The organism is Actinophytocola sp. KF-1 (genome assembly GCF_054661535.1).
The window spans coordinates 116,255-136,813 of the sequence record NZ_BAAFVK010000002.1 but is presented as its reverse complement, the minus strand read 5'-3'; the positions used below and the strand labels follow the sequence as shown (position 1 = coordinate 136,813).

The window sequence follows — 20,559 nt, the reverse complement described above, 5'->3', positions numbered from 1 at the left end:
CGCAGGAGCCACGCGGGCGACCACGATTTCGGGTACAACCGAAACCATGCCGGTGACCTTCCGCCTGACCACGACCACGACCTGCCGGTGGGCGATCTCCCCGCTGCGCGAGGTCACCAGCGCGGTCCGCATGCTGACCAGGCCGGACCGGCAGGGCTATCACCAGCCGTGGCTCCGCGCGGTGGCGCCGGTGCTCGACGAGCTGGACCTGACGCCGCTGCTGCAGGTCATGCGCGGGCACCACAACCCGGACTTCCTGATGCCGCCGCCCGATGGCCCGAGCCCGGTGTTCGCCGACGAGCTGGCACTCGTCCGGCGCACCCCCGCCGCTCAGGTGCGGACCGAGCTGTCGCGGTCCCTGCACGCGCAACACGGCCGCCGCCTGCCGCCGCCCGCCCAGGCGCTGGTCGACCACCCGCTGCGGGCACGCGCCCTCCTGGCCGACACGCTCGCGGCGTGCTGGGAGCGGTTGATCGAACCGTGGTGGCCGCGGCTGCGGGACGTGCTCGCCGGTGACATCGCCTACCGGACCGGTGTGCTGGCCGACGGCGGGCTCGCGGCGGTGCTCACCGACCTGCACCCGATGGTCCGGTGGCAGGACCCGGTCCTGACCGTCGAGATGCCCGTGACCGGGCACCGCGACGTCGGCGCGGCCGGCATGGTGCTGATGCCGAGCGCCTTCGAGTGGCCCAACGTCGGGGTGATGCTGGACGAGCCGTGGCTGCCGACCGTCGACTACCCGGCACGCGGCATCGCGGCGCTGTGGGCGCCGCGGACCGACCCGTCCGCCGCGCTGGACCGCCTGATCGGGCGCACCCGCGCGGTCCTGCTGTCCGCGCTCGCCGAACCGATGTCGACCACGGGCCTCGCCCGGCGCTGCGGGTTGCCGAACAGCACGGTCAGCGAGCACCTGACCGTCCTGCGCGACGCGGGCCTCGTCACCACGCACCGGGTGGGCCGCTGGTTGCGGCACACCCGCACCCCGCTCGGCACCCAGCTCAGCGGCAGTAGCTGAGCAGCACCGCGCGGCCGTCGAACGTCCGCGTCTCCGCGAGCTTCAGGTCGAACCGCTCGGCGAACGGGAACAGCCGCTTGCCACCGCCGAGGACGACCGGGTGCACGACGACCTGGTACTCGTCGATCAGGTCGAGGCTCGCGAGCGTCGCCGCCAGCCCCGCGCCGCCCGTCAGCAGCATGTCCTTGCCCGGCTGGGCTTTCAGCCCGCGCAGCGTGCTCTCCACATCGGACTCGACGCGTGCGCCCCACCCGGCCGCGGTGAGCGTGCGGGAGAAGACGATCTTCGGCATCCTCCGCCACACCCGCGCGAACGAGAGGTCGTGCGGGTGGTCGGAGATCTGGTCGGCCGTCGGCCAGTACCCCGACATCAGCTCCCACACGACGCGGCCGTACAGGAACGTGTCGACCCGGTCGTTGATCGCGTCGGACCACGCGCTCAGCTCGGGTCCCATGGCGGGCCAGTCGAACTCGCCGTTCGGGCCCGCGATGTGACCGTCGACCGACGTGTGGACCCAGTAGATGACCTTGCGCATTTTCGTGCCCCTTTCCCGGTGTTGTCGGGAACAGGTCGGAGCGGGCGCCCGGTTCTCGACATCGCCCGCCGGAAATGTTTCCGGAGGCGGTCGGCGGCCGGTGCTGGCACCCTGGCCTGCGGAGGTGGCCGCGATGGCGAACGAGGTCGTGCGGACCGTGTGCCACGGGTGCCGTCAGCTCACGCAGTACCGCGCCGAGGACGGCACGGTCCGCCCCATGATCCTGCCGGGCACCGGGATGGTGTTCGCCGACAAGGCACCCGGCGTGATGGTCGAGCTGCCGTGCCCGGTGTGCGGCGACTCCGACGACCCGGGCTGGGTGCCCGGCCTGGTCCCGCCCGCCTGACGTCAGCCGCGCTGGAGCGCGTCCGGCAGCGTGAACCCGTCCGGACCGGGCGGGAAGTCGTGCACCGCCACGACGGCGGCGGCCGGGATCGGGCCGTACACGTGCGGGAACCACGGCCCGCCGGGGATGGGCGGCGACCCCGGCTCCCAGCGCAGCGGCACGTCCAGCCGCGACGGGTCGATCTCCAGCAGCACCAGGTCGGTGCGGCCGGCGAAGAGCCGGTTCGCGGGCAGGTGCACGGTGCCGGGGTCGGAGCAGTGCAGGAACCCCTCGGACGCCAGCGACGGCGCGGTGACCGGCTCGCCCGGCCGGTAGGCGGCGCGCTCGGTGATGTGCAGGATCACGTGCTCACGCTACCGGCGCGCACCGTGGCACACTGTGCCGCACCAGCGCGTGACGGGCGCTGCGGGAACGCTGAGAAAAACGCTGAGAAAAGGGGCCGGTGGCCCGGACAGACCCGGGCCACCGGCAGGGTGGCCGAGTTCCGAGTGAGCCGTCTCGGTCCTCGGCCGGGACGACCACCGAGGTGGTCGCGGGTGTGGGTGGGAGTGGGTTCGGGCCGGGATCTGGGGTCGTAGTGGCCCGAACCCACTCCGTCCGGTCAGCTGCCCTTTGACGGCGGTTCGGCGCCGCTGGGGGGCACGGCGGATGCGGCGCCGGGGGCGGAGCTGTCCGGAGTCTCGGTGACGGCGACCTCGTCGGTGAGTTCGCTCGTCGTCTCTGTCGCTGTCGTGCGTGCCGTCCTGCTCGGCCGGTCGGTCTTCCCCTTGGTGGGCACGTCGCCGGTGGGCAGGTCGTCGGTGGGTGGCTCGGTGACACCGGGTCGCGTGGACGGCGGACCGACCTGGGTCGGTGTCTCGACCGGCAGGGTCTCCGGCCGGCTGTCCTCGTCCGCGTCCTCGCCTGCGTCATCGTCGCCGTCATCGCCGGGTTCCCCGGGCCTGCCGCTGGTGGCGGGTGCGCCGGGCGCGGTGGTCGTCACGACGTCGCAGTAGTCCGCGACCTCGCCCTTCCCGCCCGCGGCCTCGACCAGCGCGCGGAACGCCGGGTTGGTGAGGTCCTTCTCCCCGCCCGCCGTGTACGCCTCGCACAGGCCCGCCACCGACGGGTCGGGGGTCGCGGGCGACCCCTTGTCGTCACCGGTGCGGCCTGCCGGCGCGTTCGGCGCGGGGGTCGCCGGGGTGGTCGTGGTGCCCGGCGCCTCGGCCGGGGTGTTCGACCACGGCACGGGCAGCGCGCCCTCGCTCGCCGCGAGCACCACCCCTGTCGAGCCGGCGACGGCCACCACCAGCACAGCCTTGATGGTCAACGCCTTCGCGACGCTGCGCCGGAACACCGACCGGTGCGGCACGGGTGCGACCGCGGCCGCCCGGAACGCGGCGACCGCGGCGCTCTCGCCCGCCAGCTCGTCCGCGTGTGCCGGCGCGGCGGCCGCGCGCAGCAGCACCGCGACCGGTCCGGTGCCCCGGCCCGCGGCCAGCAGCTCCGCGGTGTCGCGGTCCACACGTGGCGTTCCCTGAATGCTCATGACGTCTCTCTTGGCGTCGGGCCGCCCGTACGTGTCACACCGGTGGCCGCGACCTCCCGGACCGCCGTCTCCTCGAGCCGTTCACCGAGCTTGCGCAGCCCCCGCCACACCGCGGTCCGCACCGCGCCCGGCCGCTTGCCCATCACGGCGGCGACGGCCTGCGCGTCGAGCCCCATCACGACCCGCAGCAGCACGGCCTCCGCCTGCTCTCGCGGCAGTGTGGCGATGAGTTCGACGGTGGCGTTGGTGGCCGCGTGCGTGATCGCCTGCTCCGCGGTGTCGTTGCGGTCCGGCAGGTCGACGAGCACCTCCGCGGACAGCCCGGGCGCGGGCCGCCGCTGCATGCGGCGGATGTGGTCGAGGGCGCGGTGGCGGCCGATGGTGGCCGCCCAGCCGCGGAACCCGCCGGCACCGTCGTCCCGGAACGTGCGGATGTCCCGCGCGATCTGCAGCCAGGTCTCGGACGCGAGGTCTTCCGCGTCCTCACCACCCACCAGCCCGCGCAGGTACCGCAGCAGACCGGGCTGCACCTCGCGGTACAGCAGCCGGAACGCCGCCTCGTCCCCGCCACGGGCCGCCCGCACCGCCGCGGACAGGTCAGCCGCCGTCTGACCAGCTGTCACTCAGCAACCTCGACTCGACGTAGAAGGACCCCACCAGTGTTGGCGCGCGGTCCGTCGAGAACGTCACACTCCCCCGCGCGGCGGCAGCGCCGGGTTCGTCGTCGCGCCGGTGCTGGCGCTGCCGACCTGGGCCTCGTACTTCGCGAGCACCCCCGTCCGGTGCGGGTTGGGCGGCGGTCGCCATGCGGCGGCCTGCACGGCGATCTCGTCGCCGGGCAGGTCGACGTCGATGCGGCGGGCGGCGACGTCGATGGTGACCGTGTCGCCGTCGCGGACAGCCGCGATCGGGCCGCCGCGCGCCGCCTCCGGCGCCACGTGCCCCACCATGAACCCTCTCGTCGCGCCGCTGAACCGGCCGTCGGTGAGCAGGGCGACGTCCGTGCCGAGGCCCGCGCCCATGAGCGCACCAGTGACCGCGAGCATCTCCCGCATGCCGGGCCCGCCCGCCGGCCCTTCCGCGCGGATGACCACCACGTCACCGGCCTTGATCTGCCCGGCGAGCACGGCGGCCATCGCGGCCTCCTCGCCGTCGAACACGCGCGCCGGTCCCCGGTGGTACTGGCGTTCGTGCCCGGACAGCTTCACGACCGAGCCGTCCGGGGCGAGGTTGCCGCGCAGGATCGCGAGGCCGCCGGTCGGCTTGATCGGCGTGTCCAGCGGCCGGACGACCTCCTGGCCCTCGGTCTCGACGGCGTCCCGCGCGGCCTCGCCGAGGGTCTGGCCGGTGACGGTCATGGCGCCGGGGTCGAGCAGCCCGCCGTCGAGGAGCCGCCGGACGAGCAGCGGCACGCCGCCCGCCGCGTACAGGTCGGTGGCGACGAACCGGCCGCCGGGTTTGAGGTCGCAGATCATCGGGGTCTTGGCGCTGATCTCGTCCATGTCGTCGATGTCGACCGCCACCCCGGCCTCGGCGGCGATCGCGAGCAGGTGCAGCACGGCGTTGGTGGACCCACCGGACGCGGCGACGGCGGTCATCGCGTTGCGGATGGACGCGCGGGTGATCACGTCCCGGGGCCGGATGCCCGCGGCGAGCACGTCCATCGCGAGCTGCCCGACCCGCTCGGCCACTCCCGGTTTGCCGTCGTCCTCGGCGGGCACCATCGCGGAGCCGAGCGGGCTGATGCCCATGACCTCGAAGACCATCGCCATCGTGTTGGCGGTGAACTGCCCGCCGCACGCCCCGACCCCCGGCGACGCGGCCGCCTCCAGCTCGGCCAGCTCCGCGTCGGTGATCCGGCCTGCCGAGTGCGCGCCGACGGCCTCGAAGACCTCCTGCACGGTGACGTCCCTGCCCTGCCAGCAGCCGGGGCGGATCGAGCCGCTGTAGAGCAGCACGCTGGGGATGTCGAGCCGCGCCATGGCCATCACGACACCGGGCAGCGTCTTGTCACAGCCGGCGATCCCGGCGAGCGCGTCGAAGCAGTGCCCGCGCGCGACCAGCTCGATCGAGTCGGCGATCACCTCGCGGGAGACCAGGGAGGTGCGCATCCCGGGCGTGCCCATGGTGATGCCGTCGGAGATCGCGATCGTGTTGACCTCCATGGGCGTGCCCTGACGCGCCAGCACCCCGGCCTTGACGGCGGCGGCGAGGGTGCGGTGCGTGAAGTTGCACGGCATGGTCTCCGTCCAGCAGTGCGCCACGCCGACGAACGGTTTGCTCAGCGCGTCGTCGTCGTAGCCCATGCCTTTGAGCTGCGCCCGCGCCGCGGCCCTGGCCGGGCCCTCCACGAGCGCACGCGAACGATGCCGAAGCTCCATGGACGCCTCCCCACGGTGGACGGGTCACGGTCAACCGTAGAGCGGATGGGCATGGTCGGCACGGGTTGTCCACAGGTGGGTCGGTTGTCCACAGCCAAGATCGACTTTCGTCCCTCTGTCGGTGGTCACCGGTAGACTGGACAGCGGGGTGCCCCCGGGAGTGGTGGGGGCTGTCCGTACGTACTGGGGCTGCGGTTTTCTTTCAGTTTTCGCTGGTCAGCGGTTTGTGTCCCGGGTTGTGGTTGGCCTTGCCTGGGTTTTCCCTCCGGGGGGTCCTCGCCGGACGGGCTGGTCTCCGGGATGGCAGGGGGTCTTGCACGGGGTTGGTTTGGCAAGGACTGGTGTCCGGGGTCTGCCTGCCATCCCGTCGACCTCCTGGAGGGCTATCACACCGCGTCAAGGGGGCCCGGCGGCTTGGGTGCGTGGTGCTCTGGGTTTCGGGCCCCCTTGACCCGGCGTGATCGGGCTTCGCCAGGTCGACGGGATGGCAGGCAGGCAGTTCTTGTGTGGTGTGGTGGGCATTCGCCCTTTCTGCTGGGTGGTCTGGTCGCTGTGACCTTGTTGCTGTTTCGCTGCTTCCATGCTTTTTCTGGGGGACGATCGCGGGATGGAGTTGCGGCAGATCGAGCACTTTCTCGCCGTGGTGCGGTGTTCTGGGTTCACCTCCGCTGCTCAGGAGGTCCACATCGTGCAGTCGGCGCTCTCCGCGTCGGTCCGGAAGCTGGAGGCTGATCTCGGGGCGCCGCTGTTCGAGCGGACCAGCCGGGGTGTGCTGCTGACCGAGGCCGGGCGGGCGCTGTTGCCCGTCGCCCATCGGATGGTTGCCGATGCCGACGCGGCGCGTGGGGAGGTCGCCGCGGTCATGGGGCTTGCCCGGGGGCGGGTGTCGATCGGCACGATTCAGGCTCTGACGATGGTCGACCTACCGCGTGAGCTGGGGGAGTTTCGGCGGCGGCACGCCGGTGTGCAGATCCACGTGCGGGACGGGCTCGTGCCCGCGCTCGCCGCCGCCGTGGCGGACGGGTCGCTCGATCTCGCCTACCTCGCCGCCGACGGTCCCCTGCCTGCCGACCTTGCGGTCTTCGCCACCTGGCGGCAGAAGCTCGTGCTGGTCACGCACCCCGGGCACCGGCTCGCGGGGCGGCAGCGGGTCGCGCTGTCCGAACTGGACGGTGAGCCGTTCGTGGACCTGTCCGGCAGCGGCATGCAGGAGATGGTGCGCCGCCGGTTCGCCGACGCCGGGTCGCGGCTCAACCCCGTCTGCGAGGCCACGCACATCCCGCTGCTCCTCGAACTGGTGGCCGCCGGGCTCGGGGTCACCGTGGTGCCGCAACGGGTCGCGGAGCGGGCCGGGCTGCCGCACGCCACCGTCACCAAGGCCGGCCTCACCCGCACGATCTACCTCGCCGGCCGCTCCCCCGTGCCGTCGAACCCCGCGGCGCGCGCCTTGCTCGCGCACCTCACGAGCCAGCCGCCGACCACCGCGAGGAACAGCAGCAGCGGCACCCAGCCCGCCAAGCCCGCGATCGCCGCCAGGACGAACACCCGCGCCGCGAAGGCGAGCAGCACCCGCCCGGGGTCGTCCTGATCGTGCGCCATGCCCTGAGTGTTCGCGGCCGCGGACCGCTGGTCCAACACTCGTTCGCGCTGCGGGCCATCGACGGAATCGATGGCTCGCTCAGCTCACCGCGAACAGCAGCACCGCGTTGACGAGCACGACGATCGCCGTGGCGAAGTGGACGCCGAACGCCACGGCCTTCGTACCGCCGTTGCGGAGCACGACCACCGTGTCCCCCAACGGGTTCAGCGCCACGACGAGCATCATCCACGCCGCCGCCCCGGGGCCCACGAACGCGAGCAGCGCGAGCCCGAGCAGGCCGTAACTGCCGTTGCGGAGACCCTTCACCGTCAGGAACGCGCGTTCGGTCGCGGGCACGCCGTACCCGGCGGCCGCGGCTTCCGGCACGACCAGGAACCGCAGCCCGATGTACACGACGAAGAGGTTGAGCACGATGGCGAGCCCGTAGGCGAGGTAGGTCAGCATCCCGGTCCTCCGAATATCTAGCACTGCTAGGAACAGTGTCGACGCTATCAGAGCGGCGACAGGTGCGCTAGCACTGCTAGAATTCGGTCATGTCGATACAGGCGCGCCGGGAGCGCGAACGTGCCGAGCGGGAGCGGCTGATCGTCACGGCCGCGCGTGAGCTGGCCGAGGCGGAGGGCTGGGACGCGGTCACCACCCGGCGGCTCGCCGAGCAGGTCGAGTACAGCCAGCCCGTGCTGTACAGCCACTTCAAGGGCAAGGACGCGATCATGACGGCGGTCGCGGTCGAGGGGTTCGCCGACCTCGCGGCGGAGCTGCGTGCCGCGGTCCCGGCCGGGATCGCCGCGGTCGCGGCCGCCTACACCTCGTTCGCCGAGCGGCGGCCCGCGCTCTACGACGCGATGTTCAGCCAGTCCGTCGACCTGCCGTTCGCCACCCCCGCCGCACCGGCCGCGCTGCACGCCGGCTTCGACGCCCTGGCCGACGCCATCCGCCCGCACGCGGGCGACGACGACCTCGGGCTGCTGACCGAGACCTTCTGGGCCGCCCTGCACGGCCTCGCCACCCTGACCCGCCACGGCCGGCTCCCCCGCGACGCCCACGACGAACGCCTGGCGCTGCTCCTCGCCCGCTTCACCCGGTAACCCGCGCTCGACGTGCGCGGCCGCACGGCACGGGCGAGGATCGGCGCGTGCTCGACATCAGCGGACTGACCTGGACCGTCACGATCGGCCTGATCGTCGCCCTGCTCGCGGTGGACCTCGTGGTCGCCGGGCTGCGGCCGCACAAGGTGGGGTTTCGCGAAGCGACGGCGTGGTCGGTCTTCTACATCCTCGTCGCGGTCGCGTTCGGCGTGTGGTTCGCGATGACCTACGGCGGCGAGTACGGCACCGAGTACTTCGCCGGCTACATCGTCGAGAAGAGCCTCTCGGTCGACAACCTGTTCGTGTTCGTGATCGTGATGACCACGTTCGCGGTGCCGGAGGAGCACCAGCACAAGGTGCTGACGTTCGGCATCGTGCTCGCGCTGGTGATGCGGGCGATCTTCATCGCGCTCGGCGCGACGCTGCTTTCCCTGTTCTCCTTCATGTTCCTGCTGTTCGGCCTGCTGCTGATCGGCACGGCCGTGCAGCTGTTCCGCCACCGCGACGAGGACCCCGACGTCGAGGACAACGTCATGGTCAAGGCCGCGCGGCGGGTGCTGCCGCTGACCGACGAGTACGTCGGCGGCAAGCTGGTCACCCGCGTCGACGGGCGGCGCGTGGTCACGCCGCTGATGGTCGTGCTGATCGCGATCGGCAGCATCGACCTGCTGTTCGCGCTGGACTCGATCCCCGCGGTCTTCGGCGTCACCAGCGAGTCCTACATCGTGTTCGTGGCGAACGCGTTCGCGCTGCTCGGGTTGCGCGCGTTGTTCTTCCTCGTGAAGGGGCTGCTGGACCGGCTCGTGTACCTGTCGACGGGCCTGTCGCTGATCCTCGCGTTCATCGGCGTGAAGCTGATCCTGCACTGGGCACATGTCGACATCGACGAGCGCGTCCCGGAGATCCCCACGCCGGTCAGCCTCGGCGTGATCGTCGTCGTGCTCGTCGTGGTCACGGTCGCGAGCCTGCTGAAGACGCGCCGCGACCCGACGGCGAAGGCGCACCCCGGTTCGCTGCGGGCGCATCGACCGGGTGAGCGTGATCACCCACGAGAGTGACTGAGCCGCCCGTGACGTTTCGGCGACCCCCGTGTCCGTCAACTGTGGATGGGCACCGGCCGGAGGGGGTCACATGCCCGCGCTCGACACCGAACTCGACACGGCGACGCTCGTCGCCCGTGCCAGGGACGGCGACGTGCGTGCCTACGAGGAGGTCGTCCGCCGCTACCAGGCACCGATCTACCGGCTCGCGCTGCGCATGCTGTCCCGCACGGCCGACGCGGAGGACGTCGTGCAGGACGTGTTCCTCACCGCGTGGCGGCGGCTGCCGCAGCTGCGGGACGACGGCGCGTTCGTCGGCTGGCTCTACCGCACCGCGACCAACCGCTGCCTGAACGTCGTCCGCGCCAGGAAACCGCTCTCCGACGTCGACCTGGACGCGCGGGAGTCGCCGTCGCCGGACGGCAGGCCGGACCGGGCGGCCGAGGCGGGCGCGCAGATGTCGGCGCTGGTCGCCGCGCTCGACGAGCTGACGCCGGAGCAGCGCGCGTGCTGGCTGCTGCGCGAGGTCCACGGTCGCTCCTACTCGGAGATCGCGCTCGCGATCGGCACGACCGCGACCGCCGTGCGCGGCCGGATCGCGCGCGCACGGGCCCAGCTCGCGGAGGTGATGTCGCCATGGCGGTGAACCAGGCCTACCTGTTGCCGTGCGGCCGCGACGTGGAGGACGTGTGGGCGCACCTCGACGGCGGCGACGAGCACGACCGCGCGTGCCCGCACTGCCAGGGCGCGCGGCAGAGCCTGACGGTGCTGCGCGACCTGACGAAGGAGCTGGCCGACGAGGAGACCGCGCCCCCGAGGGACCTGACGGGCCGCATCATGGCCGCGGTCCGTACCGAGATCCGCAGGCACGAGCTGGTCGGCCCGCCGGGCGGGGTGCGGGTGAGCGCGCAGGCGGTGGCGGCGGTGCTGCGGTTCGCCGCGGACGGGGTGCCGGGGGTGCGTGCCCGCGGCTGCCGGGTGACCGAGGCGCCGGACGACGACCTGGCGATCGAGGTGACGATGACGATCGCGGTCGAGTTCGGGCGGTTCGCGCTCGGCGCGGTGGACGAGGTCCGGTCGCGGGTCGCGTCGGCGGCGCGAGCGCAGGTGGGGGTGCGGCTGGCCCGCCTGGACCTGACGGTGGCGGACCTCTACGAGACGGGCGGTGGCGCATGATCCCCGTCGCGCTGGCGAGTTCCGTCGCCGGGGGCAGGGCGGAGGCCCTGCTCTCCCCTTCGGTGCTCGCTGCGATCGCCGTGCGGGCCGCCGCGGCGGTGCCCGGGGTACGGCGGGTCGAGTCCGGGGTGACCGGGCTCGTCACGTCGGTCGTGCGCGCGGCGCGGCAGCGGATCAAGGGGCTCACCCCCGTGGCCACCGAGGGTGCGCGCGTGACGGTCGGGGACGGTGTGGTCCGCGTCGAGGTCGGGGTCGCCGTCGCCGGGCAGGCCATCGCGGTCGGCAACGCGGTCCGCGCAGCGGTCTCCGCCGAGCTCGCCGCCGTGGCCGGGGTCGCCGCGGACGTGACGGTCGTCGTGCTCGACATCGAGTTGCCGACATGACCGCCGAGCGCCTGCTCGACGCGCTGCGGACCGTGCCGGGACTGCGGCCCGCGACGCCGCGGGCCGGCACGAAGCTCCCCTGGGACCTCGACCTGCTCGCCGTCGACGTCGGCGCCGACGTGGTCGAGGTGCGGCTCGTCGCGCTCGCCCTGCCGCTGCCGCCGCTGTTACGGCGGGCGGAGAGCGCTCTCCGCCGGGCGCTCACCGAGGCCGGGCACCCGGACGTGGTGCTGCGCCTGGTGATCACCGACGTCGACGCCGCCGCCTTCGACCGTGACGAACCCGGCCCGGACGTGTCCCGGTAGTACCGACGAGAACAGGGAGGAACCATGACCACATCGACAGCCAAGACAGCGGACGGCACCAAGCGCGAGGAGAACAGCTCCGTGTCGCGGCTGGTGTCCAACCAGGGCACCACCACGATCGCCGACACCGTCGTGCAGAAGATCGCCGGGCTCGCGACCCGCGAGATCCCCGGCGTGCACGACCTCGGCAGCGGCACCGCCCGTGCGCTCGGCGCGCTGCGCGAGCGCATCCCCGGCGCGACGGCCAGCGCCGGACAGGGCGTCGCGGTCGAGGTCGGGGAGAAGCAGGCGGCCGTGGACCTGCAGATCGTCGTCGAGTACGGGGTCGCCATCACCGACCTGTCCCGGTCCATCCGCCGCAACGTGATCACCTCGATCGAGCAGATGACCGGGCTCGAGGTCGTGGAGGTCAACATCAACGTCAGCGACGTGCACATCCCGAGCGACGACGACACCGAGCCGGAACAGACGCGGGTGCGGTGATGTCGTCGGCACACATCGGCCTGCTGACCGGCCTCACCCTCGGCATGGCGGCCGCGTTCGGCGGGTTCAGCGCCTTCCTCGTGGTCCTGGTGCTCGGCGCGCTCGGCCTGCTCGCGGGCCGGTACGCCGACGGGAAGCTGGACCTGTCGCAGCTCCTCGGGCGGGACCGGTGACCACGGTGACCGCCCCGGCCAGGGGCCGGACCACCGTCGACCCGGCGGCCGTCGAGCGGATCGCCGCCCACGCGCTGACCGAGGTCGACGGGGTCGGCGGGGCGGCGCGGACGATGCTGGGCATCGCGGTCGGCGCCGGTGCGCCGGACCGCGGTGCCCGGGTCTCCGCCGACGTCACGGGCGCCGAGACGGCGCTCTCCGTGCGGATGTCGGTGGCGTACCCGACGTCGGTGCGGGACGCGACCCGGCGGGCGCGGCAGCACCTGATCGACCGCGTCGGCGGGCTCACCGGACTCCGGGTGTCCAGTGTGGACATCACGGTGACCGAACTGTACCGGGACGCCGCGCCCGCGCGGAGGGTGACGTGAAGCGCAGGCCGCGGCGCGGGCTCGCCGCCACCGTCGTCGCGCTCGTGCTGTGCGCGGCGGGGGCGCTGACGGCCGTCGTCGCGATCCAGATGCTGCTCGGCGAACGGCCGTGGGTCAGCTACGACCGGGTGGCGGGCACGCTGCACGACACGCGCTGGCAGGACACGGCGGTGCTGATCGCCGGGGCGGCGCTCGCCGTGCTCGGCGTCCTGGTGCTGGCGGCGGCCGTGCTGCCCGGCAAGCCGACCGTGCTCCCGTTGCGGGACAACGGTTCCGGCCTGGACTCCGGTGCGGCACGGCGTGGTCTGCGCGGCACGTTGCGGGCCGCGGCGGCGTCGGTCGACGGGGTGTCGGCGGCCCGGCTGCGGCTCGGCCGCCGCACGGTGCGAGCCGCGGTGCGCACCAACCGGGTCACCACGACCGGGTTGGACGACGCGGTCCGGACGGCCGTCGAGCACCGGCTGTCCCAGGTCGGCCCGGCCACCGACCTGACCGTCCACGCGCGGGTGTCAACCACGAGGAGGGAGCGGTGAACCGCGTCCTGCTGGCCCTGATCGGGCTCGTGCTGCTCGCGGCGGGCGCGTTCGCGATCCTCACGAACACCGGCGTGCTCACCGTGGTCGGCCGGGAGGGCGTCCTCGCACCGGGGACGGCCCGGCCGCCGACCTGGGCCCTCTACGTCATCGCCGCGGCCGGGGTCGTGGTCGCCTTGCTGGCGTTGCGCTGGCTGCTCGCCCAGGTCACGCCCGCGACGAAAACCCGCACGTGGCAGCTGGAGGAGACCCCCGAGCACGGCGGCACCGAGCTGTCGACCGGCACGGTGACCGCCCCGTTCGCCGCGGACGTGACCGCCTGCCCCGGCGTGCACTCGGCCCGGGCCGCGCTCTCCGGGCCGCCGCGGTCGCCGCGGCTCGCGGTCGTGGTGGACGTCGAGCAGGACGCGGCGGTCGACGACGTGCGGTCCTACCTGGTCACGCACGCGCTCCCCCGGCTGCGTCAGGCGCTGGACCTGGCCGACCTGCCCACGACGGTCGAGTTCCGCTTCACGACCAAGGCGGGCGCGCGGGTGCGGTGAGCCGGGCGACCACCTCGGCCGGTGACGGCATGCGGGCGATCTCGTCCGCGAGCGCCCGCGCGGCGTCCCGGAAACCGCTCTCCCGCCGCAGCGTCGCGGCGCACGTCGCGACCGCGGCCGTGGACACCTCGTCCGGGAGCAGCCGCAGCGCGGCGCCCGACGCGACGAGCGCGTCGGCGTTCGCGAACTGGTCGGCGCCCTGCGGCAGCACCAGCTGCGGCACGCCGGCCGCGAGCGCGCCGAGGGTGGTGCCGCTGCCGCCGTGGTGGACGACCAGGTCGGCGTGCGGGATCAGCTCCGCCTGCGCGACCCACGCCCTCGTGATCACGTTCTCCGGCACGTCGCCCAGCTCCTCGGGACGCACCCGCCCGGTCGCGACCACGACGCGGGCACGCAGCATGGCCAGGCCCTCCAGAACGGTGGTGAGCAGCTCCGCGGTGCCGAACGCGGTGCCGAGCGTGAGGTAGATGAGCGGCCCGGGGAACCGCTCCCCGGTCTCGCGGTGCGGGACCGGGCGCAGCGTGATCCGCTGCTCGGCCGCGGCGAAGTCCTTGTCCTGCAACGACGGCGGGCAGATGTCGAGGTGCGGCAGACCGGTGCCCAACGGCCGGTCCAGCCCGATGCCGTCCGGGAACATGCGCCCGAAACCGTGCCACAGCCCGGGAATCCCGGCGTCGCGGGCAGCGGCGGCCACACCGGGCACGCCCCACCCGTGGATCACGAGGTCCGGCCGCAGCCGCGCCAGGTCGGGCGCGATGTCCTCGGCGTAGATGTCGTAGCACGCCTCGGCGGGCCGGAACGGCCGCAGATCGCTCGCCGCCAGCACCTGGTGCACCGCCTCCCCCGCCGCGAAGCGCACCTCGTGCCCCGCCTCCCGCGCGGCGACGGCGAGCGGGATCAACGGATAGGTGTGCCCGGCAGAGGCGAGACCGGCGAACAACAAACGCATCCCCGCAACGTACGCGCCGCCGAACACCGCGAGTCACGCCCTCACGCATACCGAGTTGTCGGTTTCGTGCAGGCGTCGCGCGCCCGGGGATGTGCACGAAACCGGCAACTCGGTGTGCTCCTGGGCGTGACTCGCGGTGTTCTGGGTCAGCGGCGGAGTTCCTGCAGTTTGGTTTTCGCGCCCTGGACCAGGAGGTGGAAGGCTTCCGGGTCGCCTTTCAGCAGGGCTTCTGTGACCGACTTCACCTGTTCGAACGTGGCGTGCGGTGGGATCGGCGGCACCTCGGGGTCGCAGTGGACGTCCAGCACGACGGGCCGGTCCGCCATGAGCGCGTCCTCCCACGCCGTGCCGACGTCGCCCGGCTCGGTGACCACGACACCGCCGAGGCCGAGCGAGCGGGCGAACGCGGCGTAGTCGACGTCCGGCAGGGTCTGGGACTCCTCGAACTTCGGCGCCCCGCCCATGGCCCGCAGCTCCCACGTGACCTGGTTGAGGTCGTTGTTGTGGAACACGCACACCACGCACCGCTGGTCGGACCACAGGTGCCGGTAGCGGGCGATCGTGATCAGCTCCGCCATGCCGTTCATCTGCATGGCGCCGTCGCCGACCAGCGCGATCACCGGCCGGCCGGGGTGGGCGAACTTGGCGCCGACGGCGTACGGGACGCCCGGCCCCATGGTGGCGAGCGTGCCGGACAGCGACGCCAGCATGCCCTCGCGGATCCGCAGGTTGCGGGCGTACCAGTTGGTCGACGACCCGGAGTCGGCGGTGATGATCGCGTCGTCCGGGACGCGCCGGGACAGCTCGGCGACGATCCGCATCGGGTTCACCGGCTTGGCGTCCACGTCGGCCTGTTTGTCCACTGTGGACCACCAGGCGGCGACGTTCTCCTCGACGGTCGCCCGCCAGGACCGGTCCTCCTTGCGGGTGATCTTCGGCAGCAACGCGGTCAGCGTCGCGGCCGCGTCGCCGACCAGGTTCACCTCGGTCGGGTAGCGCATGCCGATGAACCGGCCGTCGATGTCGATCTGCACCGCGCGGGCCTGCCCGAACTCCGGCAGGAACTGGCTGTACGGGAAGTTCGACCCGACGATCAGCAGCGTGTCGCAGTCCCGCATCAACTCGTAGCTCGGCCGGGTGCCGAGCAGCCCGATCGACCCGGTGACGTACGGCAGGTCGTCGGCGAGCACGTCCTTGCCCAGCAACGCCTTCGCCACCCCGGCCCCGGTCAGGTCGGCCAGCTCACGCACCTGCGCGGCCGCGCCCCGCGCGCCCTGCCCGACGAGGATCGCGACCTTCTCCCCCGCGTTGAGCACCTCCGCGGCCTGCGCGAGCGCGCTCTCCGGCGCCACCGGCGCGGCCCACGCGGTGCCCGGCGCGCTGGACGGGACGTGCTTGAACGTGTGCTGCGGCGGGTGGTACTCGCTCTCCTGCACGTCGTTCGGGATGATCACGGCCGTCGGCGCGCGGTTGGCCTCGGCGATCCGCATCGCGCGGTCGAGCGCGTTGGGCAACTGCTCCGGCACGTTCACCTCGACGAGGTAGTCGGAGGCGACGTCCTTGAACAGCGACTGGAGATCGACCTCCTGCTGGTAGCTGCCGCCCATGGCGCTGCGCGCGGTCTGGCCGACGATCGCGACGACCGGCACGTGGTCGAGCTTCGCGTCGTAGAGGCCGTTCAGCAGGTGGATCGCGCCGGGCCCGGACGTGGCCATGCACACGCCGGGCCTGCCGGAGAACTTCGCGTAGCCCACCGCCGCGAACGCGGCCATCTCCTCGTGCCGGACCTGCACGAAGCGCGGCTGGTTGTCGGCCCTCCCGAAGGCGGTGACCAGGCCGTTGATCCCGTCACCCGGGTAGGCGAAGACCTGCCGCACACCCCAGTCCCGCAGTCGCTGGAGGACGTGGTCACCGACTGTCTGTGCCATTGGTTCAACTCCCCGCTCGTCAGGTTTCCCCTGATCGGCTACCCGGCGAGCGGGGGCGTACACCTGATCAGAGCCCGTGACGGCGGTCGCCGAGCACCAGCTCCGCCACCCGTGCCTCGGACCGCGCGGAGAACGGGTCCCGGTAGGCCGCGACGGCCGCCCTGGTCTCCTCGGCGATCAGGTCGGCGTTGATCTGCGCGCCCGCGTTGGCTCCGGCGGCGGCGGACGGCCCGACCTGCGCGGACAGGTCGGTGACGTTGCCCGCGACCCACACGCCGGGCACCTCGGTGCGGCCGGCCGGGTCGGCGGGCACGTGCTCGCCCATCCCGGACGGGTGCAGCACGGCCCGCAGCCCGAGACCGGCGAGGAACCCGGCCCGCGCGACCATCCGGCTCGCGACCGCGATCGTGTCGCGGGCGACGACCGTGCCGTCGGCCATCCGGACGCCGGTGATCCGGTCGCCGTCGGTCTCGACGGCGGCGACCGCGCCCGCCACGACCCGGATGCCGCGCGCGGCCAGCTCCTCCGCCTGCTCCGCGGTGGGCGGCCTCGTGTGCGCGAAGAACGTGACGTCGTCGGACAGCTGCCGGAACAGCTGCGCCTGGTGCACCGACATCGGGCCGGTCGCGAGCACGCCGATGGCGTGGTCGCGGACCTCCCAGCCGTGGCAGTACGGGCAGTGCACGACGTGCCTGCCCCACTGCTCGCGCACGCCGGGGATGTCCGGCAGCTCGTCGACGAGACCCGTCGTCACCAGCAGCCTGCGCCCGGAGAGCGCGCTCCCGTCGGTCAGCGTCACCACGAACCGCTCGCCGTCCCGGGCGACGTCGGCCACCTCGCCGGACCGGATCTCGCCGCCGTACCCGAGGACCTCCTCCCGGCCCCGCGCCAGCAGCTCCGCGGGCGGGGTGCCTTCGCGGGCGAACAGCCCGTGCACCCCGTCGGCGGGGGCGTTGCGGGGTCTGCCCGCGTCGACCACCACCACCGACCGCCGCGAGCGGGCCAGCATCAACGCCCCGTTCAGCCCGGCGGCACCGCCGCCGACGACCACCACGTCGTATTCGGTCATCACGACCACCTCCTTGGGCCCCACGATGCGCGCGACGCGGATCGAGTGGCAAGTTGTGTTGCCGAAGTGGCAAACTGCGGGCATGGACGAGTCGTTGTCGGCGGTCGGGCCGCGGTTGCGTGCGCTGCGCAGGCAGCGGGAGACGACGCTGGCCGACCTGTCCGCGGAGACCGGGATCTCGGTGAGCACGCTCTCCCGGCTGGAGTCCGGCGCGCGCAAGCCCACGCTGGAGCTGCTGCTGCCGCTGGCGAAGGCGTACCAGGTCACGCTCGACGAACTGGTCGACGCACCGCCGACGGGCGATCCGCGGGTGCACCTGCGCCCGGTGCAGCGCGGCGGGATGACGATGCTGCCGCTGACCCGGCGGGCGGGCGGCATCCAGGCGTACAAGCTGGTGCTGCCCGCGCGGAGCCACCGGCGGGAGCCGGACCCGCAGACGCACGAGGGCTACGAGTGGCTGTACGTCCTCAACGGACGGCTGCGCGTGGTGCTCGGCGAGCACGACTTCGTGATGTCACCCGGCGAGGCCGCCGAGTTCGACACGCGGGTGCCGCACTGGTTCGGCGCCGCGGACGACGAGCCGGTCGAGTTCCTCAGCCTGTTCGGCAAGCAGGGCGAACGCGCCCACCTGCGGGCCAGGCCGAAGCAGTGAGCCCGCGCTACAGCACGCCGTGGTCGCGGGCGTAGATCGCGGCCTGGGTCCGGTCCCGCAGGCCGAGCCTGCCGAGGATCCGGGAGATGTGGTTCTTCACCGTGCCCTCGCTGAGGTACAGGCCGCGCGCGATCTCGCGGTTCGTGGCGCCCGCCGCGACCATGCGCAGCACCTCGGTCTCGCGTTCGGTCAGCGCGGCCGTGGACCGGGCGCTCAGCGCCGACGTCACGTGCCTGGCCGCCGCCCGGTCCAGCTGCGTCACACCGGCGTGCGCCAGGCGCACCGCCTCCGCCAGCTCCGCCGCGGGCAGGTCCTTCAGCAGGTAGCCCACCGCGCCCGCGCGCAGGGCCCGCACGACGTACTCCTCGTCGTCGAACGTCGTCAGCATCACCACCCGGCAGGCAGGCGCCTGGCGGGCCAGCACGGCCGCGGCCGCGACGCCGTCCACCTCGGGCATGCGCACGTCCATCAGCACCACGTCCGGCGCCAGCTCCTCCGCCAGCGCCACCGCCTCCCGGCCGTTCGCCGCGGTCCCGACCACCTCGATGCCCGGCTGGATGCCCAGCAGCGACGCGATGCCCTCCCGCACCAGCCGCTGGTCGTCCACCACCAGCACCGTGGTCATGCCGGCACCGCCCCGCGGGCGGGCACGGAGAAGGTGACCCTGGTGCCCCGGCCCGGGCTGCTCTCCACCGCGCACGTGCCGCCGACCAGCGCGGCGCGCTCGCGGAGGCCGGACAGGCCGAACCCGCCGGTCCGCGCGGCCGGGTCGAAGCCGCGGCCGTTGTCGGCGACCACGAGCCGGGTGGCGGCCCGGTCGTAGGTGATCGTCACCGACACCTCGGTGGCCTCGCTGTGCCTGCGGGCGTTGGTGACCGCCTCCTGCGCGGCCCGGTGCAACGCGGTCGCCGCCGCCGGGTCCAGGTCGCGTTCGTCGCCCGTCACCCGCACGGTCACCCGGTCGTCCTGCCCGGCCAGGTCGGCGAGCGCGCTGCGCAGCGGCACCGGGGCCGCGCGGAGGGCGCCCACGGACGTCCGCACGTCCCGCAGGGCCCGCTGCGCCGACGTGCTGGCGTCCGCCAGCGCCTGTGCGGCCACCGCCGGATCGCGCTCCCCGAACGCCGACGCCTTCGCCAGCTGGATCGTGATCGCGGTCAGGTGGTGGCCGAGGCTGTCGTGGATGTCGCGGGCCACCCGGTTGCGTTCGGTCGCCGCGGACAACTCCGCGATCCGCGCCGCCGCCCGGCGTTCCCGCGTCGTCACGTCCGCCATGGCGAGCGCCAGCACCAGGCCCATGCCGAACATGAGCAGGTCCGACAGGTAGGTCGCGTCGCGGTACCAGTCCGGCACCCACACCACGTGGCCCGCGACCAGCAGGCCGAGGCAGACGGCGGCGAGGGCCAGCCCCGCGGGCCTGCCGAACACCAGGTACGCCGTGAACGGCACCAGCACGAACAGCGCCCGCGACAGGCCGGACTCGTCGAGCGCGGCGACCGCGAAGAACAACGCCAGGCGCGCGACGAGGAACCCGGCGGGTGCCCGGTCCACCCGGCGTTCCACCACGTCCAGCGCCGTCAGCGCCGCCATGCCGGCCACGAAACCGATCAGCCGCACCGGGTCGCCGTCGCCCAGCCCGGCCAGCGGGTAGTACAGACCGGCCAGCAGCACGAGCCCGTAGACCGCGCCCGAGAGCCACGGCAGACCGGTCCTGGAGGTCGTCACAGGCCGAGGCTACGGGGCGCGCGGGGCCGGTGTCATGAGCCGGAAGGCACATGACTTCCGGCCGCGCGGTGCTGGCCGCCCGGCACTCCTCACCGCACGGGCGGTGTCCGTAGCGTCGTCGCCGGATCTGTTGCCTGCCAAGGAGTTCTCATGACGACGTCACCGACGATGACCCGGCTCGCCCGCTGGAGCGGCGTGCTCGCCGGGTTGTGCATCGGGCTGCCCGCCGCGGTGGAGGCGTTCACCGGCGAGACCGCCGCGACGAGCTTCGTGCTCGGGGTGTCGCCGGCGTTCGCCGTCCCGCTGCTCGTGGTGCTGCACCTGCGGCAGAGCGCGGTGACCGGGCCGTTCGGCGCGGCCGGGTTCACGGTGAACGCGATCGGGCTCGGCCTGTTCGGCGGGGCCGCGTTCAGCCTCAACCTGGTGCTGTTCCACGCCGGCGAGGCGGTGCTCGACGACCTGCTGGCCGGTGCGACCAGGCCCGCGCTGCTGGGCAGCGCGCTGGTCTTCGCCGTGGGCACCGTCCTGTTCGGGATCGCCATGGTCCGCGCCGGGATCCACCCGCGCGTGCCCGCCGTCGCGTACGCGGTGGCGCTGCCCGCCCTCGCGCTCGCCGCGCCGCTGCCGGACACGCCGCTCACCAGCGCGGTGCACGTCGTCGCCGGGGCGTCCGTGGTGTGGCTCGCCGGGTCGCTCACCGAACGGGTGCCCGCGCATTCCCCGGCGTGATTCCGGGGAAAACC

The 20,559-nt window shown here is 73.4% G+C and carries 27 protein-coding genes; 16 read left to right on the top strand and 11 right to left on the bottom strand.

All coding sequences use genetic code 11. The features are described from left to right. Nucleotides 1-46: 46 nt before the first annotated feature. The gene (locus ACYQ77_RS06410) at nucleotides 47-1,015 is read left to right on the top strand and encodes an ArsR/SmtB family transcription factor (RefSeq protein ID WP_459708397.1); all 969 of its coding nucleotides are present in this window, start codon (nucleotides 47-49) and stop codon (nucleotides 1,013-1,015) included. Here ACYQ77_RS06410 and ACYQ77_RS06405 read toward each other — a convergent pair. Next, nucleotides 999-1,550, bottom strand: coding sequence for a dihydrofolate reductase family protein (locus ACYQ77_RS06405; protein ID WP_459708395.1), 552 nt, complete (start codon nucleotides 1,548-1,550; stop codon nucleotides 999-1,001). The two genes, ACYQ77_RS06410 and ACYQ77_RS06405, sit on opposite strands and share 17 nt — an antisense overlap. 133 nt (nucleotides 1,551-1,683) lie before the next feature. Between ACYQ77_RS06405 and ACYQ77_RS06400 the strand changes: the two genes are divergently transcribed. Further along, the gene (locus tag ACYQ77_RS06400; RefSeq protein WP_459708393.1) at nucleotides 1,684-1,896 is read left to right on the top strand and encodes a hypothetical protein; all 213 of its coding nucleotides are present in this window, start codon (nucleotides 1,684-1,686) and stop codon (nucleotides 1,894-1,896) included. Nucleotides 1,897-1,898: 2 nt separating this feature from the next. On the opposite strand, the gene ACYQ77_RS06395 is transcribed toward ACYQ77_RS06400, so the two are convergent. The 4 genes from ACYQ77_RS06395 to ilvD form a co-directional block, all read right to left on the bottom strand. Then, nucleotides 1,899-2,240, bottom strand: a complete 342-nt coding sequence (locus tag ACYQ77_RS06395) for a DUF952 domain-containing protein (RefSeq protein ID WP_459708391.1) — start codon at nucleotides 2,238-2,240, stop codon at nucleotides 1,899-1,901. A 257-nt stretch (nucleotides 2,241-2,497) separates the two neighbouring features. After that, entirely contained in the window at nucleotides 2,498-3,424 is a 927-nt protein-coding gene (locus ACYQ77_RS06390; RefSeq protein WP_459708389.1) for a hypothetical protein, read from the bottom strand. Then, entirely contained in the window at nucleotides 3,421-4,047 is a 627-nt protein-coding gene (locus ACYQ77_RS06385; protein ID WP_459708387.1) for an RNA polymerase sigma factor, read from the bottom strand. Before ACYQ77_RS06385 ends, ACYQ77_RS06390 begins: the two co-directional genes overlap by 4 nt. Nucleotides 4,048-4,110: 63 nt before the next feature. Then, nucleotides 4,111-5,805, bottom strand: a complete 1,695-nt coding sequence (ilvD, locus tag ACYQ77_RS06380) for a dihydroxy-acid dehydratase (RefSeq protein WP_459708386.1) — start codon at nucleotides 5,803-5,805, stop codon at nucleotides 4,111-4,113. Nucleotides 5,806-6,412: 607 nt separating this feature from the next. On the opposite strand from ilvD, the gene ACYQ77_RS06375 reads away from it, so the two are divergent. Beyond that, nucleotides 6,413-7,393, top strand: a complete 981-nt coding sequence (locus tag ACYQ77_RS06375; protein ID WP_459708384.1) for a LysR family transcriptional regulator — start codon at nucleotides 6,413-6,415, stop codon at nucleotides 7,391-7,393. A 90-nt stretch (nucleotides 7,394-7,483) separates the two neighbouring features. Here the strand turns inward: ACYQ77_RS06375 and ACYQ77_RS06370 are convergent, their stop codons facing one another. Next, nucleotides 7,484-7,849: a DUF4267 domain-containing protein gene (locus ACYQ77_RS06370; protein ID WP_459708382.1), complete on the bottom strand. Its 366-nt coding sequence runs from the start codon at nucleotides 7,847-7,849 to the stop codon at nucleotides 7,484-7,486. 89 nt (nucleotides 7,850-7,938) lie between these two features. On the opposite strand from ACYQ77_RS06370, the gene ACYQ77_RS06365 reads away from it, so the two are divergent. The 11 genes from ACYQ77_RS06365 to ACYQ77_RS06315 all read left to right on the top strand — a co-directional run bounded on the left by ACYQ77_RS06365 (nucleotide 7,939) and on the right by ACYQ77_RS06315 (nucleotide 13,496). Then, a complete protein-coding gene (locus tag ACYQ77_RS06365; RefSeq protein WP_459708380.1) occupies nucleotides 7,939-8,493 on the top strand; it encodes a TetR/AcrR family transcriptional regulator in 555 nt (184 codons plus the stop codon). A 47-nt stretch (nucleotides 8,494-8,540) separates the two neighbouring features. After that, entirely contained in the window at nucleotides 8,541-9,551 is a 1,011-nt protein-coding gene (locus ACYQ77_RS06360; protein WP_459708378.1) for a TerC/Alx family metal homeostasis membrane protein, read from the top strand. Nucleotides 9,552-9,624: 73 nt separating this feature from the next. After that, on the top strand, nucleotides 9,625-10,179 hold the full coding sequence (locus ACYQ77_RS06355) for an RNA polymerase sigma factor (RefSeq protein ID WP_459708376.1): 555 nt from the start codon (nucleotides 9,625-9,627) through the stop codon (nucleotides 10,177-10,179). Next, nucleotides 10,170-10,709: an anti-sigma factor gene (locus ACYQ77_RS06350; RefSeq protein WP_459708374.1), complete on the top strand. Its 540-nt coding sequence runs from the start codon at nucleotides 10,170-10,172 to the stop codon at nucleotides 10,707-10,709. Before ACYQ77_RS06355 ends, ACYQ77_RS06350 begins: the two co-directional genes overlap by 10 nt. Beyond that, a complete protein-coding gene (locus ACYQ77_RS06345) occupies nucleotides 10,706-11,092 on the top strand; it encodes an Asp23/Gls24 family envelope stress response protein (RefSeq protein ID WP_459708372.1) in 387 nt (128 codons plus the stop codon). The genes ACYQ77_RS06350 and ACYQ77_RS06345 overlap by 4 nt, the downstream gene beginning before the upstream one ends. After that, nucleotides 11,089-11,397 (top strand): hypothetical protein, encoded by a 309-nt coding sequence (locus ACYQ77_RS06340; RefSeq protein WP_459708370.1) that lies wholly within the window; start codon nucleotides 11,089-11,091, stop codon nucleotides 11,395-11,397. Before ACYQ77_RS06345 ends, ACYQ77_RS06340 begins: the two co-directional genes overlap by 4 nt. Nucleotides 11,398-11,421: 24 nt before the next feature. Next, nucleotides 11,422-11,880 carry an Asp23/Gls24 family envelope stress response protein gene (locus ACYQ77_RS06335; RefSeq protein ID WP_459708369.1) on the top strand — a complete coding sequence of 153 codons (459 nt, stop codon included), beginning with the start codon at nucleotides 11,422-11,424 and terminating at the stop codon, nucleotides 11,878-11,880. Beyond that, on the top strand, nucleotides 11,880-12,053 hold the full coding sequence (locus ACYQ77_RS06330; protein ID WP_459708367.1) for a hypothetical protein: 174 nt from the start codon (nucleotides 11,880-11,882) through the stop codon (nucleotides 12,051-12,053). Before ACYQ77_RS06335 ends, ACYQ77_RS06330 begins: the two co-directional genes overlap by 1 nt. Continuing rightward, the gene (locus tag ACYQ77_RS06325) at nucleotides 12,050-12,421 is read left to right on the top strand and encodes an Asp23/Gls24 family envelope stress response protein (RefSeq protein WP_459708365.1); all 372 of its coding nucleotides are present in this window, start codon (nucleotides 12,050-12,052) and stop codon (nucleotides 12,419-12,421) included. The genes ACYQ77_RS06330 and ACYQ77_RS06325 overlap by 4 nt, the downstream gene beginning before the upstream one ends. Further along, nucleotides 12,418-12,954: a DUF6286 domain-containing protein gene (locus tag ACYQ77_RS06320; RefSeq protein WP_459708363.1), complete on the top strand. Its 537-nt coding sequence runs from the start codon at nucleotides 12,418-12,420 to the stop codon at nucleotides 12,952-12,954. The genes ACYQ77_RS06325 and ACYQ77_RS06320 overlap by 4 nt, the downstream gene beginning before the upstream one ends. Further along, entirely contained in the window at nucleotides 12,951-13,496 is a 546-nt protein-coding gene (locus ACYQ77_RS06315; RefSeq protein WP_459708362.1) for an alkaline shock response membrane anchor protein AmaP, read from the top strand. The genes ACYQ77_RS06320 and ACYQ77_RS06315 overlap by 4 nt, the downstream gene beginning before the upstream one ends. On the opposite strand, the gene ACYQ77_RS06310 is transcribed toward ACYQ77_RS06315, so the two are convergent. From ACYQ77_RS06310 to ACYQ77_RS06300, 3 genes are all read right to left on the bottom strand, one after another. Beyond that, nucleotides 13,465-14,445 carry a glycosyltransferase gene (locus ACYQ77_RS06310; RefSeq protein WP_459708360.1) on the bottom strand — a complete coding sequence of 327 codons (981 nt, stop codon included), beginning with the start codon at nucleotides 14,443-14,445 and terminating at the stop codon, nucleotides 13,465-13,467. The two genes, ACYQ77_RS06315 and ACYQ77_RS06310, sit on opposite strands and share 32 nt — an antisense overlap. Nucleotides 14,446-14,591: 146 nt before the next feature. Beyond that, a complete protein-coding gene (locus tag ACYQ77_RS06305) occupies nucleotides 14,592-16,373 on the bottom strand; it encodes a thiamine pyrophosphate-requiring protein (RefSeq protein WP_459708358.1) in 1,782 nt (593 codons plus the stop codon). A 67-nt stretch (nucleotides 16,374-16,440) separates the two neighbouring features. Continuing rightward, nucleotides 16,441-17,442, bottom strand: a complete 1,002-nt coding sequence (locus tag ACYQ77_RS06300) for an NAD(P)/FAD-dependent oxidoreductase (RefSeq protein WP_459708356.1) — start codon at nucleotides 17,440-17,442, stop codon at nucleotides 16,441-16,443. A gap of 82 nt (nucleotides 17,443-17,524) precedes the next feature. Here ACYQ77_RS06300 and ACYQ77_RS06295 point away from each other — a divergent pair, with 82 nt between their 5' ends. After that, nucleotides 17,525-18,094 carry a helix-turn-helix domain-containing protein gene (locus ACYQ77_RS06295; protein WP_459708354.1) on the top strand — a complete coding sequence of 190 codons (570 nt, stop codon included), beginning with the start codon at nucleotides 17,525-17,527 and terminating at the stop codon, nucleotides 18,092-18,094. Between the two features lie 7 nt (nucleotides 18,095-18,101). Here ACYQ77_RS06295 and ACYQ77_RS06290 read toward each other — a convergent pair whose 3' ends face one another. Further along, nucleotides 18,102-18,719: a response regulator gene (locus ACYQ77_RS06290; RefSeq protein WP_459708352.1), complete on the bottom strand. Its 618-nt coding sequence runs from the start codon at nucleotides 18,717-18,719 to the stop codon at nucleotides 18,102-18,104. After that, entirely contained in the window at nucleotides 18,716-19,816 is a 1,101-nt protein-coding gene (locus ACYQ77_RS06285; RefSeq protein WP_459708350.1) for a sensor histidine kinase, read from the bottom strand. The genes ACYQ77_RS06290 and ACYQ77_RS06285 overlap by 4 nt, the downstream gene beginning before the upstream one ends. Before the next feature lie 150 nt (nucleotides 19,817-19,966). Between ACYQ77_RS06285 and ACYQ77_RS06280 the strand changes: the two genes are divergently transcribed. Next, on the top strand, nucleotides 19,967-20,545 hold the full coding sequence (locus tag ACYQ77_RS06280) for a hypothetical protein (RefSeq protein ID WP_459708348.1): 579 nt from the start codon (nucleotides 19,967-19,969) through the stop codon (nucleotides 20,543-20,545). The last annotated feature ends 14 nt before the right edge of the window (nucleotides 20,546-20,559 follow it).

Bases quoted from the DNA above. Each gene is read 5' to 3' on its own strand.
- ACYQ77_RS06330 (WP_459708367.1), top strand. From the start codon at position 11,880: ATGTCGTCGGCACACATCGGCCTGCTGACCGGCCTCACCCTCGGCATG.
- ACYQ77_RS06300 (WP_459708356.1), bottom strand. From the start codon at position 17,442: ATGACCGAATACGACGTGGTGGTCGTCGGCGGCGGTGCCGCCGGGCTG.
- ACYQ77_RS06345 (WP_459708372.1), top strand. From the start codon at position 10,706: ATGATCCCCGTCGCGCTGGCGAGTTCCGTCGCCGGGGGCAGGGCGGAG.
- ACYQ77_RS06370 (WP_459708382.1), bottom strand. From the start codon at position 7,849: ATGCTGACCTACCTCGCCTACGGGCTCGCCATCGTGCTCAACCTCTTC.
- ACYQ77_RS06350 (WP_459708374.1), top strand. From the start codon at position 10,170: ATGGCGGTGAACCAGGCCTACCTGTTGCCGTGCGGCCGCGACGTGGAG.
- ACYQ77_RS06355 (WP_459708376.1), top strand. From the start codon at position 9,625: ATGCCCGCGCTCGACACCGAACTCGACACGGCGACGCTCGTCGCCCGT.
- ACYQ77_RS06295 (WP_459708354.1), top strand. From the start codon at position 17,525: ATGGACGAGTCGTTGTCGGCGGTCGGGCCGCGGTTGCGTGCGCTGCGC.
- ACYQ77_RS06365 (WP_459708380.1), top strand. From the start codon at position 7,939: ATGTCGATACAGGCGCGCCGGGAGCGCGAACGTGCCGAGCGGGAGCGG.
- ilvD (WP_459708386.1), bottom strand. From the start codon at position 5,805: ATGGAGCTTCGGCATCGTTCGCGTGCGCTCGTGGAGGGCCCGGCCAGG.
- ACYQ77_RS06335 (WP_459708369.1), top strand. From the start codon at position 11,422: ATGACCACATCGACAGCCAAGACAGCGGACGGCACCAAGCGCGAGGAG.
- ACYQ77_RS06375 (WP_459708384.1), top strand. From the start codon at position 6,413: ATGGAGTTGCGGCAGATCGAGCACTTTCTCGCCGTGGTGCGGTGTTCT.
- ACYQ77_RS06340 (WP_459708370.1), top strand. From the start codon at position 11,089: ATGACCGCCGAGCGCCTGCTCGACGCGCTGCGGACCGTGCCGGGACTG.
- ACYQ77_RS06305 (WP_459708358.1), bottom strand. From the start codon at position 16,373: ATGGCACAGACAGTCGGTGACCACGTCCTCCAGCGACTGCGGGACTGG.
- ACYQ77_RS06280 (WP_459708348.1), top strand. From the start codon at position 19,967: ATGACGACGTCACCGACGATGACCCGGCTCGCCCGCTGGAGCGGCGTG.
- ACYQ77_RS06400 (WP_459708393.1), top strand. From the start codon at position 1,684: ATGGCGAACGAGGTCGTGCGGACCGTGTGCCACGGGTGCCGTCAGCTC.
- ACYQ77_RS06310 (WP_459708360.1), bottom strand. From the start codon at position 14,445: ATGCGTTTGTTGTTCGCCGGTCTCGCCTCTGCCGGGCACACCTATCCG.
- ACYQ77_RS06410 (WP_459708397.1), top strand. From the start codon at position 47: ATGCCGGTGACCTTCCGCCTGACCACGACCACGACCTGCCGGTGGGCG.
- ACYQ77_RS06290 (WP_459708352.1), bottom strand. From the start codon at position 18,719: ATGACCACGGTGCTGGTGGTGGACGACCAGCGGCTGGTGCGGGAGGGC.
- ACYQ77_RS06390 (WP_459708389.1), bottom strand. From the start codon at position 3,424: ATGAGCATTCAGGGAACGCCACGTGTGGACCGCGACACCGCGGAGCTG.
- ACYQ77_RS06405 (WP_459708395.1), bottom strand. From the start codon at position 1,550: ATGCGCAAGGTCATCTACTGGGTCCACACGTCGGTCGACGGTCACATC.